This is a genomic window from Rossellomorea vietnamensis, assembly GCF_008180415.1.
GTDB classification, from domain to species: Bacteria; Bacillota; Bacilli; order Bacillales; family Bacillaceae_B; genus Rossellomorea; species Rossellomorea vietnamensis_C.
The window spans coordinates 72,853-88,258 of the sequence record NZ_VTEI01000005.1 but is presented as its reverse complement, the minus strand read 5'-3'; the positions used below and the strand labels follow the sequence as shown (position 1 = coordinate 88,258).

Annotated in this window: 18 protein-coding genes; 4 read left to right on the top strand and 14 right to left on the bottom strand. The window is 39.4% G+C overall.

What is annotated here, in order from left to right; all coding sequences use genetic code 11:
* Position 1: 1 nt before the first annotated feature.
* From FZC78_RS11680 to FZC78_RS11660, 5 genes are all read right to left on the bottom strand, one after another.
* Entirely contained in the window at positions 2-427 is a 426-nt protein-coding gene (locus tag FZC78_RS11680; protein WP_148939879.1) for a hypothetical protein, read from the bottom strand.
* A 2-nt stretch (positions 428-429) separates the two neighbouring features.
* Positions 430-633, bottom strand: coding sequence for a helix-turn-helix transcriptional regulator (locus tag FZC78_RS11675; protein WP_148939878.1), 204 nt, complete (start codon positions 631-633; stop codon positions 430-432).
* Between the two features lie 377 nt (positions 634-1,010).
* Positions 1,011-1,823 carry a hypothetical protein gene (locus tag FZC78_RS11670; RefSeq protein WP_148939877.1) on the bottom strand — a complete coding sequence of 271 codons (813 nt, stop codon included), beginning with the start codon at positions 1,821-1,823 and terminating at the stop codon, positions 1,011-1,013.
* Positions 1,824-2,173: 350 nt separating this feature from the next.
* Positions 2,174-2,392, bottom strand: coding sequence for a hypothetical protein (locus FZC78_RS11665; RefSeq protein WP_148939876.1), 219 nt, complete (start codon positions 2,390-2,392; stop codon positions 2,174-2,176).
* Positions 2,393-2,440: 48 nt separating this feature from the next.
* Positions 2,441-3,175 (bottom strand): DUF5694 domain-containing protein, encoded by a 735-nt coding sequence (locus tag FZC78_RS11660; protein ID WP_252183598.1) that lies wholly within the window; start codon positions 3,173-3,175, stop codon positions 2,441-2,443.
* Between the two features lie 471 nt (positions 3,176-3,646).
* Between FZC78_RS11660 and FZC78_RS11655 the strand changes: the two genes are divergently transcribed.
* Complete coding sequence (locus tag FZC78_RS11655) at positions 3,647-3,883, top strand: DUF3953 domain-containing protein (RefSeq protein ID WP_187444911.1); 237 nt, start codon at positions 3,647-3,649, stop codon at positions 3,881-3,883.
* 156 nt (positions 3,884-4,039) lie between these two features.
* Here the strand turns inward: FZC78_RS11655 and FZC78_RS11650 are convergent, their stop codons facing one another.
* Positions 4,040-5,299 (bottom strand): MDR family MFS transporter, encoded by a 1,260-nt coding sequence (locus FZC78_RS11650; protein ID WP_148939874.1) that lies wholly within the window; start codon positions 5,297-5,299, stop codon positions 4,040-4,042.
* Between the two features lie 99 nt (positions 5,300-5,398).
* Here FZC78_RS11650 and FZC78_RS11645 point away from each other — a divergent pair, with 99 nt between their 5' ends.
* Complete coding sequence (locus FZC78_RS11645) at positions 5,399-7,039, top strand: ABC transporter substrate-binding protein (RefSeq protein ID WP_148939873.1); 1,641 nt, start codon at positions 5,399-5,401, stop codon at positions 7,037-7,039.
* A 132-nt stretch (positions 7,040-7,171) separates the two neighbouring features.
* Here FZC78_RS11645 and FZC78_RS11640 read toward each other — a convergent pair whose 3' ends face one another.
* The 4 genes from FZC78_RS11640 to FZC78_RS11625 form a co-directional block, all read right to left on the bottom strand.
* Complete coding sequence (locus FZC78_RS11640) at positions 7,172-7,396, bottom strand: hypothetical protein (protein ID WP_148939872.1); 225 nt, start codon at positions 7,394-7,396, stop codon at positions 7,172-7,174.
* 48 nt (positions 7,397-7,444) lie between these two features.
* Positions 7,445-8,491: a DUF2268 domain-containing protein gene (locus FZC78_RS11635; protein ID WP_148939871.1), complete on the bottom strand. Its 1,047-nt coding sequence runs from the start codon at positions 8,489-8,491 to the stop codon at positions 7,445-7,447.
* A 486-nt stretch (positions 8,492-8,977) separates the two neighbouring features.
* Complete coding sequence (locus tag FZC78_RS11630; RefSeq protein WP_252183597.1) at positions 8,978-9,520, bottom strand: DUF1648 domain-containing protein; 543 nt, start codon at positions 9,518-9,520, stop codon at positions 8,978-8,980.
* 157 nt (positions 9,521-9,677) lie between these two features.
* Positions 9,678-10,763, bottom strand: coding sequence for a citrate synthase/methylcitrate synthase (locus FZC78_RS11625; RefSeq protein WP_148939870.1), 1,086 nt, complete (start codon positions 10,761-10,763; stop codon positions 9,678-9,680).
* 113 nt (positions 10,764-10,876) lie between these two features.
* On the opposite strand from FZC78_RS11625, the gene FZC78_RS11620 reads away from it, so the two are divergent.
* Positions 10,877-11,755 (top strand): LysR family transcriptional regulator, encoded by an 879-nt coding sequence (locus FZC78_RS11620; RefSeq protein WP_148939869.1) that lies wholly within the window; start codon positions 10,877-10,879, stop codon positions 11,753-11,755.
* A gap of 302 nt (positions 11,756-12,057) precedes the next feature.
* On the opposite strand, the gene FZC78_RS11615 is transcribed toward FZC78_RS11620, so the two are convergent.
* Positions 12,058-12,363, bottom strand: coding sequence for a hypothetical protein (locus FZC78_RS11615; RefSeq protein WP_148939868.1), 306 nt, complete (start codon positions 12,361-12,363; stop codon positions 12,058-12,060).
* 198 nt (positions 12,364-12,561) lie between these two features.
* Entirely contained in the window at positions 12,562-12,996 is a 435-nt protein-coding gene (locus FZC78_RS11610; RefSeq protein ID WP_148939867.1) for a cell wall hydrolase, read from the bottom strand.
* A 325-nt stretch (positions 12,997-13,321) separates the two neighbouring features.
* Here FZC78_RS11610 and FZC78_RS11605 point away from each other — a divergent pair, with 325 nt between their 5' ends.
* Entirely contained in the window at positions 13,322-13,525 is a 204-nt protein-coding gene (locus tag FZC78_RS11605) for a hypothetical protein (RefSeq protein ID WP_148939866.1), read from the top strand.
* Between the two features lie 145 nt (positions 13,526-13,670).
* Here FZC78_RS11605 and FZC78_RS11600 read toward each other — a convergent pair whose 3' ends face one another.
* Positions 13,671-14,363 carry a polysaccharide deacetylase family protein gene (locus FZC78_RS11600; protein ID WP_148939865.1) on the bottom strand — a complete coding sequence of 231 codons (693 nt, stop codon included), beginning with the start codon at positions 14,361-14,363 and terminating at the stop codon, positions 13,671-13,673.
* Positions 14,364-14,698: 335 nt separating this feature from the next.
* On the bottom strand, positions 14,699-15,118 hold the full coding sequence (locus FZC78_RS11595) for a hypothetical protein (protein ID WP_148939864.1): 420 nt from the start codon (positions 15,116-15,118) through the stop codon (positions 14,699-14,701).
* Positions 15,119-15,406: the final 288 nt, after the last annotated feature.

Sequence of the window (15,406 nt, the reverse complement as noted above, 5' to 3'; positions counted from 1 at the left end):
CTTACTGGAATTTCTTCATCTGCAGCCAATAAATCAAGTACTGAACAATCCCCATAACAGCGAGTAGAATAATAGAAAAATAAGGCAGGTGATTGAAATAGGCCGTTAAAGCTATGCCTAAGGGAATGGCGAAAGCATAAAAGATATAAACCTTTCTTGTCGCTTTGAAAGTCAGCCACTGCATCCCTTCATCCTCTTCCCTGAGTTCCATCGGAATGACACTTGGCTTGATCTTGTCCCCGGGATTCCTTCTATTATAAAAAGGAATAACAGCGATGATGATTAAAATCGGTATTCCCAAAACCATTGGATCTATGATCAGCCAGGATGGTATGTGGGCTGCATAATGTTCGCCGATTATAATGAGAGCTAAGAAAAATATTAATAAACAATTAAATAATGGTGACTGATACGTTCTCTTTAACAAAGCTATCTCTCTCCTTCTAAACGGAAAATTTCCTCTACCGGAACCGCAAAAACATGAGAAATCTTTAGGACAAGCGTGATGGACGGCGCGTAGTCCCCTTTTTCAATGAGTCCTATGGTTTGTCTCGTGACACCTGTCCTCTCAGCCAAATCTTGTTGAGTCAAACGAAACCTTGCTCGTAACTCGCGAACAGAATTATTCAGCATTTCCAAAAATCTCCTTTGGTATTATATCCTTAATGTAAGGTATCCTTTGCATTTTATATAGGATTATTGTCTTTGTTCAAACTTTAGCAACCAATAATTGCCTATTTTGTTAAATCACTTCCTTTCTATTGACAAAGAGAATATAGGTTATAGTGGCCTCGACTATAAATTCAAGCACGACAAAAAACCAGATACCGACGATAACTGGTCAATTTCTGGTTTTTCTATTTCATAAATCACCTATCTTTTCTATCTAACTCATCTAAGCGATTAATCGGATTCTAAATAAGTGTGCCACTCTTGAAATCATAAATTAACACTAAAAAAATATATGGTTTACTATCGCTTCAAAAACATCTAATTCTTCCTTCTCTCAATTACTGCTCATTATGAACACTTGGTCTTCTATTGATCAACCACATCCTGGCTGCCTCTTCATCAGACAAATTGAAGACTTCTATGAAATGTTTCTGAAGATTAACTTTCCTCTCTCCATCTACCCACTCCTTATAATGATTAATTAGTATCCCTACATTATTTTGACAGTATCTCTCAATAAGGGTTTCAACGACTAAGGTGCTTCTCCAATAATCATAAAAAGCTGATGCATATTGAAATTCATCAGAATGTTCAACTGCGGCTTCACCAAAATAACTTAAGCTGTATTCTCCGTAATCCCCTTTATACTTTTCGATTAATTTTGATTCTACCTTCATAATTTCAGCTTGCTTTTCTTCCGATAAAATCAGCTTCCTTGGAAGATAAAAACACATGCCCTCTTCAAACCACATATTTTCCTCGTCCAAATCTTCAAATTCAGAATGAAAAAAATCTGCATGATGAGTAAATTCATGGGCTGCAATGACGGCTATATCATTTAAATCAAGTTTTGAATAATATTTTTCAGCTTTATTAACTCCCTTAGCAGTCGTAATGAATATGTCTTTCCATGTCTCTATAAGGGGTGTAAAGTGAATTAAATCCCTCGAAGTGTAGGCCGGTAACGGAATGGTAGAGTATAGCTGGGTAGCTGAGGTTAAATCATGAAAGACAATTCCTCTGGGCATATGAAAGGAACAAATTGCTTTTAAGGACACAGCAAATTCTGCAAGTTTTTTAAGCAGCTCCTGTCCGCTTTTCTCAATTTCATTAATCCTTGACGTATCGGTTACTGATACTGCATATTTCATAGACGTTCTCCTTTCCTTCATTAATCATTACTTCAACTCATTAGCCATTTTTATAATCTCTTCTTTTGAAATCTTTTCTGGTGTGGAACCTGTTCCCATCTTATAATTCACGAGCATCTAGTACGTCAAATTTTTTTCCATCCAAGTTATATGATGGTTGTCTTTATCCTCTGCATAATAGGCTGATCTGCCGTTCTCTAAAATCCCTTCCTCATAGTCCGCGGAAGGGTCTCTCTTCATAATCATTTCGTTTTCTACTAGTAAATCAATTTAATAGTTCAGTCCTCCATACTCTAACTGTATCAATTCGGTGCCTTCTACCTCCCGGGTTACCCTTGCTCCCTTTTTCTTTACCTGGAAGGGAATGATTCTTCATTCAATAGTTTCGGAACAAAAGATACGTTTTCCAACGCAGTACTTACTGGCATTTGTTCTTCTTTCTTGATGACTTTATAGGAGTCATCTACAGATTCCTTTTTAAAAAAATCTGAAGCTTCTTCACTGGGTTCATTATTCGTGCATCCTGCGAGAAGCAAAATGATAAGAGCAAAGAATACTTTCCTGTTCAATGGATGTCCATCCTTCTATAAATAGCAAGGTTTTTTGGATGAGTGGAGCTAAAGATAGTCTTCAGCAGTAACCACCTCAAACATGCCGCTTTCGTTAAGGAATTGTGAGATCAAATGGACGTGTGCAGACCCTATGATCAAAAGTATTCTGTCAGTTGAGGAGACTGCCAGTTCAGCCAAATTGGCATAAATGATTAAATTCCGCTGATACCACCAACGCAGCCAATCAATCCCGACATAGTCATGTGAACTTCCTATCCGTGCGACAGCCATATACTTTTCGTGGTCTTTTCTTGTCGAATCCCTCTTATTGATATTCCTCATCAACTCTCCAATAGTTGAATTTTTATAATCATTCTCCTGACTTGTACGGTACTCTTCGTTTATGTATTTAAAAAGTTCAGGCTGTTCTTTCTCCGCCCATTGAAAAACCTGGCCAATCCCTCTGTTGCCAACGCTTTCCATCCAATCAACCGCATATACATTTTCATGTTCCAAATCAGAAGCCAGTCTGAAACCATATTGATGTACTTCATCCATCTTGGCTTCCATCTCTCCGTTTACATACAGTTGATATTCCCTGTTTAGCTCCCCTTCTTCCTCCTTGACCACTTCAAAAGCTATTTTTGTGGGACGAAATCGCTTAACCTTCTCAACCACTTCTTTGATTTCTTTCTGCCGTTTATCGCTTAACAAATCATCCGCTTCCACTCTGTACAGGTCCGGGGTATAACGCATATGAAAGGTACCGAGAATCATAATTTTAGGTTTGATATTTTCCAAGATCCTTCCTCCTTGCTGATTTAAGGAAAGTGGCTTTCTTGACACCACTTCATCTTAGTTTTACAGATCTTATGGTCCATAAACCAATATTCTGCAACCATTTTATAATTGTATTCCAATTATTTCAAAAATTCCAAGTTATCGCAATGGTATTTAATAAAAAACACTGACAAAAAAGATTCAAATGGTTGAATTCACAATCGGTCTCAATGCAGTCCGTTTCACGTAATTTGAATGACCATCACTCTTGAAATCTCCTATTTTGATTGAAAGTTCCCCATTCACAAGTTGTATTTCATTGTTGGAGGGGATGAAGATATCAGCGAAAAAAGTTCCAAAAGATATGTTAACATATAGATAATTATTAATTTCTAATTATTCTAGTAATTTTACATCTTCTTTAATTCCACCAATGAATTAAGGATATAACTGAGTTGAGGGTTCATAATGATTTTTTTTGGAGGTAATCGATTGAATAAATATTTAGTTCTTTTTGCTTTAATAGTAACAGTGCTTTCATTCTTTGGACTCTTAACGAATAATGACACGCTGCTTCCCTTTGTATTGTTTGGATCAGGAATCCTTACACTAATTTCAGGGATAAGTGAACTACGGAAAAAACAAGAAAGAACTCTGGGAATCGTCTATATTTTCACCTCTTTGATCGCTTTAAGCTGGGGAATTGACTTGGTGATTTTTTTTGTGTGAAAAACAATAAAAACACAAAAGGACTGACTCTTATCGGAGCCGGCCCTTTTGTGTGGAGAAATACTGCAGGTGATCTTGATAATTTCAATGTTTCTAAGCAAGATCGGTTATCGCTTCACAAGTAAAACAGCTGAATAAAATTTTTTTTAAAAAATTCTATTCCGCAGCACCTACATCTTCCCTAATCAGCTTTCCGACCTTCCAATTTCGTGCAAACAGCCCTGTGTAAATTAAAACAATCCCAAACATGATGATGACTCCTATGTAGACAGACATCATCGTCGGCACCAGGAACGCCCCGATGATAATGGTAGATCTCGCAATCAAATCAGCACCGCTGAACGACAAATTAGAAAACGCAGAGTAGGATCCCCGCTTGTCATCTGGGATCATATTGGCCTGTTCTGCATTGCGGATTGGTGAGTAAATCAATTCCCCCATCGTTGCAATCAGATTGAAGGCAATAAGCATGTACCAGGTATTAGCTGATGTTACCGTCACGTATCCGATACCATATAAAATGAGTCCAATAAGCAAGGAGTTTTTCTTATTGAACTTGTCAGTGAAGCGGTTCACGATAAAGGTAAAGCATACGACCAGAAGCATGTTCTCGATATTCAAGATACTCAGCATTCTGACACCGGCAATCTCAAAGCTGCCTATATTAACAGCGTTGAACGTTTCGGCAAGCCGGATGCCGATATAACTGTTCAAGGAAAATTCCGCTGCGAAAATGAATGTGGATCCAGCGACCACCTTCACAAAGGCTGAATCTTTAAACGCGATTCGATAATTGTTCACCAAATCTATGAATACATTCTTATGCTGTTTCTTCAGCTGATCCTTGAAATTGTCCTGCAGCCAAATGCCATAAGCAATTGGAATTGTAGTGGATGTAAAGGTCAGCATCATAAAGAGCTCTATCTGATGATTCAAATAAAGAAGCCCGCCAAGCGCAGCCCCGATGGCCATGGAAAGATTAATCAGCCAGTAATCCAATGCGTAGACAGCTTTTCTATTTTCCGGTGTGGTCGAATCAATAATAATCGCATGCATCGCCGGACGCCCGAGACTGCTTGTTATGATAAAACCTATGTAAGCAATAGCAAACAGGACGATGAATTTACTCTCTGGAAATAAGCTGATCGTCATGATGAGAAAAAACAATGCATTCAGCCAAGATGTCGCAAGCAGGACCTTTTTACGCGGAAAGCGATCAGAAATATATCCGCCAACCAGGTTGATGAAAAATCCGACCACTACCGTAATGATCAAGAATGCTCCTGCCCATACCTTTCCCAATTCCCCTGCAAAAAATAGTGCCATGAACGGCATGACTGCCGAGGAAACAGCTCTGTTAAAAAATGATGTAATCATCCGTACTTTAATGTTTCTAGGTAGTTCCTTCCATTTCATGTTGTTTCCCTCCCCTTGTATACTGTATAGTAAACTAGACTACTAGTTTTAAAAATAGACAATTAAACAAATGATGTCCCCTTTTAGGAGGAAGAAATAATGGATGATAAATTACTCACTCTCTGGAGACATTTTCCGAGTGGAAACCTCAGTACCGAAGAAATCTCAAAAACTCTACAACTCAGCCCTAAACAGTCGGGTCGTTATCTGAAAAAGTGGAAGGAAGAAGGGTGGTTTACTTTTACCCCTGGCCTCGGCCGTGGAAATGTTTCCAAACTTAAATGGATAAAAGATGTAGAAGTTATTTTTGAAGAAAAAGCTCTGATGCGGATCGACCAGGAGCCCGTTGAACGGAGCAGCCGCTACTTGATGTATGATTGGTCGACCGACAGTAAGATGCGGCTGATGAATAAATTTCAAACAAAGCTTGGATTTGTACAAGAATCTCAGGACAAATTAATCGTCCCCAAACGCTACCCTTTCTTTTCCGTCCATCCTCTCCAAGCTGCCGATGTACTAAGCGCCCATTTAGTGGCGAACGTTTTTAACAGAATGGTCTCATTGACGGAAACAGGCGAAATAGTGCCTGAGCTGGCACATAGCTGGGATGCTTCGCCGTCCATGCTGCGGCTTTATTTAAAAAAAGATATTCAATTTCATGACGGCTCGCTTTTTACCGCAAAGGATGCAGCGGTTTGCATTGAAAAACTCCGCCATCATCATCGCTACAAAGAAATTTGGGAGCCTGTGGAAAGAATTGATGTGAAAACGCCGCTTATCCTCGACATCCATCATCCCGGAGGCTGCAGTTATATCCTTCCTCTCCTAAGTATGATGTGCGCCAGTATGTATCGAGAGACTCGAGAAGGAATCCTGGGAACAGGCTGTTTTTCATTGAAAGAAAACAAACCCGAGAAGACAACTCTTGCCGCATTTAAGGACTACTTTCAAGAAAGGCCTCTTCTCGACACGGTAGAATTCATTCAGGTGCCACACGAATTCCGCGGCATCTACCATTCCCCTGTGGAACAGCATCAATCTTTTGAGGTGGAAAGCGATTCAGGGTTTGGTATTATCGTGATGAATACCTGCCGTCAAAGTGATATCAGAAGAAAAGAAGTTCGAGAATACCTGCATTGGGTCATCAATAAGAACATCCATACCATTGGTGACTGCAGCCCGAGGCTCACACCAAACAACAAAAGCGTGATGGCTGGTAAAAACCATGAATTAACAACGGGAGAGGTGGATTGTCCTGATTTTAATGAGCCGATAGTGATCCGCGGCGTCAACTACACAGCCAGCACTACTCAATGGCTTGCCGATATTTTTGAAAAAGAAAATATTCCTGTTGAAATTCAATGGTTCTCTTTTGCAGATACGTTGAACAGAGAAGCAAAAACTCTTGATGTAGACCTCTTTATTCATGGCGAGATCTTCGAATCAAATCAAGATTTCTCCTTCTATTACTTTTTGAAAAATGGTTACTCACCTCTTTATCAAATAGTCAGGGAAAATCAGGAGTTGAATCTCCTATTGGAGAAGTATCCTCATACTCCTTTTGAAGAGTGGGATACCCTTAATATGCAGCTGGAAAGGAAGCTCATTAAACAATCGATTATGATTCCTCTCTACTATGTAAAGCGGTTCATTCCCTTTTCGTCGGATATCATGAATATCAAGATCAAGCATTTTGGGTACGTAGACTTTTCTAAATTGTGGGTACGTCCGAGGGTGTAATGGAGTAGATGATGGATTGACGGATCAACCTTAATGGGATTGGTTTGCTGCTTTTTTACCGTCTCAGGCAGCGAGGTACATTTTCTTGCGGTTTTTCTCTTTTGATGTACCTCGCTCGGACAGCGAAGTACATCATCTTGTCTTTTTCTCATTTTGATGTACCTCGCTCCGATACAGTATTACCTCTTTTTGTTTGCTCGCACCCATAAAGATACTGAGGGCGGTTAATATAATACCTAAAACTCCACCGGAGAATTCTGCAATGAAGAAATCGCCATCCCGAAGTAAGCGGATGAGAAATCCTCCACCAAAAATAACACTAAAAGCTATACCAACCGAAAGCAGTCCAAATTTCATTTCGTTCCCCTCTCTTTCACTTATAAATTTCTAAATTTGCGAAACGCTTTACCCTTCACTGCGCTCAAACTCTTCAAAAACATCCTTGAACTCACTGCCGAGAATAATCTCTTTTGGAACTAATTCCGTCCATTCCTCAACTGGGATTTCAGGATTGTTCTTAAGGAAGCTTTGGGTGATCTGATATCCGGCTCTATAATTTGTCCAGTGGGTGACACCGCTATTTGAGTTTCCAGCCAGGAACTCCATATATAGCTTATAATCAAATGCATTTCCCTCTGTCCTCAGTTTTTCAAAAAGCTTTTCCCATCCCTTTTCACTTAGCGGCTCAGTCCAAGGTGCTGAATAATCAGGATACACCTCACTCGCAAATGCATCTGCTTTTCCTTCCATCACAAAAGCCTCCAAAATGGTGGTCGCTGCCTCAGCTCTTTTTTCTGTCTGCAGCGTATGATGATACTCATGTGCAATCAAGTGCTTCAATCCTTCATCGGTAAAAGAAGGGTCTACTCTTGCGACAAAGGTATCCTGACTCAAAGCAACTCCTGCTACCCCGCCCATTTTGTCGATGATAAAATACTCATCCGGATTAACCGGGAGAATAATGATGGTTTTGTCTATACCTGACATTTTTTCTGTTGCATCAATGACGGCTTCCTCAACCAATTGCAGAATGCGGTCCTCATCCTCTGCCAATTTCTGCGCGTTCTCCTTGAGCTTTGAAATATTCGTATTAGGAGAAAGGAAAGAATAGTAGTCATCATAAACGTGAGCATCCGCCTCAGCCACCTGTTTCCTCAGCGGCCTGACCACCTTTTCTCTATAAACCTCCTTTTTGTCAGCCGATGCATCGTTCTCAACCGCAGCGGCATATTCCATTATTTCATCATGAAGAGAAATGACACGGAAGGTCTGATCCCCTACCGTAATATCAACTGGTGTATTAGAAGAGTCTTCACTCATGGCTGCGCTCTGGACTGCCGGTTCACTTTTTTCAGTCTGAGGACTCTCACTGTTTTGTGCTTCATTATTAGAACAGCTCGCAAGCAGCATACCTATAGCATTGGTAATCATTATTGCCCAAAATTTTTTCACAGTTTCAAATCCTCCTCTTATCTAAACGATCTGCTACTTACTTTCACGAGCGGTTTTACAGAAAGTTTCAAAAAAAGATAGAAAATGGTAATTTTTATAAAAAGATAGATAGTGTTTGAGCAAAATTAATTTTATAGAGAATTAAAGGAACTTTGCAGGCCATTGAGATGAGATTATGCACTTGATATTGGCCCGTAACCGAGGTTTATGTGCCATTCAGATGAAGAAAAGCCCTGGATGTAGGCCCGTAAATGCGTGCCGTTGAAATAGGAAAATGCTCTGGATGTCGAACCGTAAATGAAGTATGCGGGCCGTTGAAATGAAGAAATGCTCAGGATGTTGGTCCGTAAATGACGTTTGAGGGCAATTGAAATGAGGAATTGCCTTAGATTTTGGCCAGTAAAGCCCGTAAATGAGATAAGCCTCTAAAACTGATGAAATCACCTAAGGAAGGCCCCGCTAAGTAACCTTTCCTTACCCAAAAATTCACCTAACCATTATTTTATTTTTTTCTGCTGAATTAAGTATGAAACAATAGGATAAACAGCACCCAAATAGGGTCAACGGTAAAAACCATACTCCTAGCCCCTCACCCCAACCTAAAGCGATAGAAACAGATTCATATAGAATGCTAGCAAAAATGATCAAACAGATATTTTTCAATCTGTTCATCATTTTCCGGCTGAGTAAATAAAATTGTTTCGCGTTATGCTCATTGAATCGCTGAGGATAATTGTGTGATTCCGGGAACTTCTCAAACAACTGCATGAATATTAAGAGAAACACACCCACAGCCGGCAAAATGAAGAGTTCTGTTTTGGATCCCCACCGGTCAATTTCCCCTAATGCATTATAATGTGCGGGTACTTTATCGGGGATATCGCTCCAATGAAAGAGCAAAAAGATGATTGAGCCAATATACATGGCATAACCGGCTATGTCCCACATCCACTCGCTTTTAGTTTTCGGGATTTTTATTTTTGGCCGTTTTGATGGACTTAACATTAAACTCACTCCTTCCTTTACCAAGGGAGCTTAAATACTCTCCTCTCCGCGCTCCGCCAACTACTAAGATAGTTTCAAAAGAGCTCTTTATATTGTCTACGGATGAAATACAATGAGGTTTCACTCATTTCAGACAAAAAGAATCGCCCTGTATGAAAGTACAGGACGTTTGCAAATATTACTATAAAATCTCCCCAACATACTCAGACTGCGGTCGGAAGATGACATTATTCTCCGCCTGCTCCAACACGTGTGCCGTCCAACCGACGATTCTGCTGGCGGTGAATGTCGGGGTGAAGAGTTCTGTCTTCAAATTAATCGATTTCATGATAGCGGCTGCGTAGAATTCTACATTAGTGTACAGTGCACGTCCCGGTTTCACTTCTTTTAACACTTCTATGGCTGTTTCTTCGACATGGAGAGCAAGATCCAGCGAGTTGTCGGCACCGCTTTCTTCCAGCAGTTTGTTTCTCAGAGCGATGGCGCGGGGATCATGAGTCTTATACACTCTGTGTCCAAATCCCATCAGTTTCTCTCCTTTTTGCAGCTTCTCTCTAATCACGCTTTCTGCTCTTTCAGGTGTTCCTATCTCTTCTAATAAATCAATGACTCCTGAGGGAGCACCTCCGTGAAGCGGCCCCTTCATTGTACCGATGGCAGAGGTGATGGAGGAAACCAAGTCAGATTCTGTTGAAGCTGTCACTCTGGCTGAAAAAGCTGAGGCGTTCATGCCATGTTCCATGGTCAGAACCATATAAGTTTCCAGCGCATTGACCACTGCCTGGGAAGGAGTGCTGCCCGTCAACATGTATAAATAATTCGCAACATGGCTCAATTCTTTGTTAGGTTCATGAAACGGACGTTTACTAATCAGGCTTCCTCTAAAAGCGATGATCGAAGGAATGACAGCCGTAAGCCTTATTGCCTGGTCGATTGAAGGCTTCCAGGAAAAGTCTGCAGAACCTTCAGCTGAAATGGCGGTTCTCAACACGCTCATCATATCCATGTCTTCCGGAAGACTGCTTATAACATCCTTCATGGTCTGTGATAAACTACGGTTCTGAATGAGCTGAGTTTTTAGCTCTTGCAACTCTGCCGTATTTGGCAAATAGCCCTTCCACAGCAGGAAAGCTCCTTCTTCAAAGGAAAGTCTTTCAGCTAGTTCCCGGATTTCCCTGCCCCGATATACCAAAATCCCTTTCTCACCGTCTATATGGCTGATTTTCGTTTGCGCTGCCACAATTCCTTTTAATCCCTGTCGATACATTGCAACTCATCTCCTTATTCATTTAATTACCTTTATTGTATAATGGCTATATAATTAAGAAAATTAAATATATTTAAAGAGTTTGATTAGTCATTTTAATAAGGGGTGCTCTAATGGAACTTAGCTGGTTAAGGACATTTATCACAGCAGCACAATTTAATAATTTCAGAAAGGCATCTCAACAGCTTTTCATTTCACAGCCCTCGGTCACCGTGCATATTAAGCTGCTTGAAAAAGAATTGGGCGTATCTCTTTTTGAACGAAAAGGAAAAAGCATCAAACTCACTGAAGCCGGCAGATTATATCTGAAACATGCACAGAAATTGATCGGCCTATACGAAGATGGAATGACAGAACTGCAATCATACAGCCAGGGCTATACGGCAAAACTGTCTATTGCCATATCTCCTTTGATCGCCGACAATGTGCTGCCATATGTTCTTAAGCAGTATGTGAAAAGGCATCCAGAGGTAGAGATTTCAGTCAAAATCATTGAATCACATGACATTGAAAAGGCTGTGCTGGAGGAAAAAGTGGATCTTGGTTTATCCTGCCTTCACAGTTATCATCCTCAGATTGAGAGCACAAAACTGTATTCGGACAAGGTCATCCTGGTGGCTCCTCATGATGGAAGGGATTCTGAATCCGCTTATCCTTTGGAGGAAGAGGAACTTCTGGAATCCAATTATTTACTGACCCATAATCATCCAGACTACTGGGATGATTTATGCTCCACGGTAAAAAGATTCTACCCTGCTGCACGGATGATGGAAGTTTCTCAGATTCATATAACCAAACGGTTTATCGTTGAAGGACTTGGGGTTTCCTACCTTCCTTCGTCGACGGTCCGAAGGGAATTGCTCGAAGGAAGGATGCTGGAAGTGAGGAGGAATACTTTCAATTTACCAGGGGCAAACATTTACTCAATTATCAAGTACCTGCATAAAGAGCAGAAGGAATTTCTTGAGTTTCTTTCAGGATTCAGACTGTAATAAAGAAGATCTTAAGTAAAATAGGATGAAAGGGAACAGCAAAATAGCCGTTCCTCTTTTCTGATGTTCCTCTACACTAATCAATCCAAAGATCAAACAGGTTATCATGATGCTGTATCCCAAAATCAAATATCTTTAGTGAAAAATATAGGCATTGCAAAAATCGTTCAGAGATCTATGGCGAGTATCAATGAATCAAGGATTTAAGTGCCTGCTAACAACTTCACTTTCATCATTAAGGCTCCTTCAAAATCCACATGGTTTTATCTTGGTACTCTTTTCACCCTGCTTAACATATCTCATTACGACAGCTCTTCTTTCGTTAAGACTCTCCAGCCATGATTTTTCAGTTTTTCTATGTAGGCTGTGGAAGAAATGTCTTCTTTTTCAATCAGGAGCGGTGAAAGGGAAACCCAGCACTCATCCGCTGCATAATCGATGGTAACTTTCACCACTTCATATCCGTTATGGAAATCAGCGTCAAATCCAGGATCCGCAATGATATCGCCATTGTAGGGCCGGATGGTTGATTCAAATGTTTTCACAAGTGCTTCCAACTGGTTTTTCTCCTTCACAGAAGAGACAAACACTAGCAGGTTAATCTTCATGACCATTCTCCTTCCCTGAATATTATTTCTTCATTTTATCATCGAATGGCTGCCAATCACACCTTCCGATTGAAATGGCCCTATTAGATTTACCGGCTTCCTTTTGCCCTGAAGCAAGCACCATCGAAAATAGAAAAAGGACCCCCTGACACCCCAGGAGGTTCCTTCTTCAATGACGACTCAATTCTAACACTCTTATCAATAAACACTGTCACACGTCCCGCCTACTGGTTCATAATAACAATGATTTTTATACTGACCAGCAATAGGCTGCCCATACCAAGTTGGAGGGCATGGAGCATAAGGATTAAAATACCAAAGTGCATATTTTGCAGGGTGCTGGCGCCAATAATTTAAATTTTGCTTTGCCAGTTTTTTTTCAATTGATCTTGCTCGGTTATAAAACAGGTTCCCTTTTTGGACAGCTTCGAAGGAGTAATTGCCCCCTTGTACTTGATATATCACATCATTAATGGTTCTCACATCTTTGAAATCTAAACAATCAGCCTTCGCACGATTCACAATCACATTACCAACAAACAACATGCCTAGCTTACCTTCTCCTTCAGCTTCAGCGCGCATCATCCTAGCCATTAAGGCAATGTCTGAATCTCTATATTTCACTCTTGGCATATTTTTCACCTCAGAAATAGTGTATTGAAAAAGGGCTGGATTCATGTCAGTAAATCACAAATTTCAGTCTTCTCTTTTTTTAGAATAGGATGCTGGAAATATCTAAAAAAACTTAGACTGCACTTAAAGAGGTGGTGGGATTCTTTTTAACTGTGTACCTTGCTCTGCAGCTGCACCTGTCCCTCTTGTCTGGTCCTAATTCTCCTAAAAGAAATTCAGCGTCCTCTTCTTTCTGAAACTTTTAGTCATTCTAATCGTATGAGTAAGAGAGCCGAAACTTTATTGCCTGCCCACTGAGGATGAGTAAAGCAGGAGGTCATAAAGAATGAATACGAAAAAAGAAAATCCCTATGTTTATAAATGGATCGCCATTTTAACGTTGGCTTTAATTCCGATTTCTGCGGGCATTGCCTTCGTTTTAGAATTAAACAGAGACGCCTTTCAATTTCTCCTGATGCTTATAGGATTGAGCGCAGTAAGCTTGAGAAGCTGGAATAAATACAAACAAATAGTAAGACAGAGAAGATGATTCCCAGGTTGAAAAATAGTACTCATCAAAATACCCTTTAGGTCATTTGTCCATTGACCTTTTATAGGACAATCAAAGACGCTCAGATTGTGAAAGAATTAACCAGCTCAATGCATTTAAGTATTTTCGGATAGCATCCATATTATTAAAGATCTAATTCCTGCAGTTCATTCACCGTAACAAACTCATATCCTTCATCTATTAATAACTTTATAATACTTTCGAGCAATTGCAGTTGCTCCCCAGATTCATCATACATAGGATGCAGAAGGATGATCGAACCATTCTCTATATTTCTTTTCACATACTCCACTTTATCCACCGCATGATCAGGTTCAATATTCCAAGTAATCGTTTCTTTCCCTTCTCTATGTAAATAAAAAGGCAAAACAGCTAATTTCTTGCCATTTGGCGGACGGAAGTCTATCTCACCTTCGTATCCAATGCTTTCTATTAACCTATCTGTTTTTTCAATCTCCTCTTTAATAAAGGAAGGAGTTTTAAAAATCATCCGTTGATGGGAATAAGAATGATTTCCAACCTGATGTCCGTCTGCAACAATCTTCTCAGCTTCTTCTTTCCTCTTTTCGATTTCATTTCCAATAAGAAAAAAAGTTGCTTTAATTTCGTATTGGTTTAACACAGCTAGAATATCATCAACATTATCAGTTGGACCATCATCAAAGGTCAACGCAACTGCCTTTTGATCTGTTTCTACCTTATTGGTTAGTCCGCCAAATAATTGAAAGGTTCTGGAGTTCATCAACTTATAAGTACTAAACAATAAAATAATAACGAATATAACGGCTATGGAGATGAATTGGATCTTCTTTTTCATGACTTATTCTCCTTAAGTTTCTCGAAATCTTCTTGTTTTTATTATAGTAAAGTATGAATTTCTATTAGGAAATGGTTTTTAAATTGTGGAATGTTAAATCTCTTAGTAAAATGATAAAACAACAAAATTGGGATATAATTCATGAGTGAATTTGCTCCCTTTTTGTTTTTTAAATCTCCGCCAGTAACCGAAACAGGCAGTGATAGATATGTAATTTTATTTGTCTCTCGCCTGAAAGATAGAGACTGTGGCTGAAAAATATCAAACAGCTTTTACATTTTTAAAATTCTATCTCAAGATGAGCTTTAATTTTATCCAAAAGCTCTTTTTCAGCATCAATTGTTATTACTGGTTTTTTGTTTTAAAGATTCGGGTCCGTCAAAAGTAAACATCATGGTGCCGTCCTCTAATGCATAGAAGGTATAGGGAACCATCCCGGAAATATCTTGCTCTGTTTTAAAAAAAGAGAAAGAATAGCTGTTTTGCGATTTCAGCTCATCGAAAAACTCATCGGTGCTGATTTCTTTTACTTTTAATCCGCTTACCAATTTCAATGTCTCCTCTACCTTAGATTCATCAGAAATACTTTGGGTTAATGCTTCATCAGAAGTATCATTTTCCACTTTTTGTACAATGAGCATTTTAGCAAAGGTTTTATCCTCTACTTTCAATACTTCTTCATCCGAAACACAAGCCCCAAGGAAAAAAGCAGTAAGCACCACAAATATGGTGAGAAAACTGATTGATTTATTCATTCCATTCACCTGCATTCTCTACGTATTGTCCTTACTTCTACCTTAAAAAAATATCTCTGATTCTTACCACTTCAAACTAAACAGAATGAGTGTAAACATGATATGCATTCAGATTTTTTCTCTCCCCTCGGTATTTCACTGAGCAGAATTATAGATTTGAAGATGGAATAATAACTCACTTTAAACTTGGTTTCTTTTTACTGTCTAAACAGCATATTGAACCTAGGTTAATAATTCTTTTCTGAAAGGAATTTTGATATAATGTGTCCATACATATTATCGAAATGA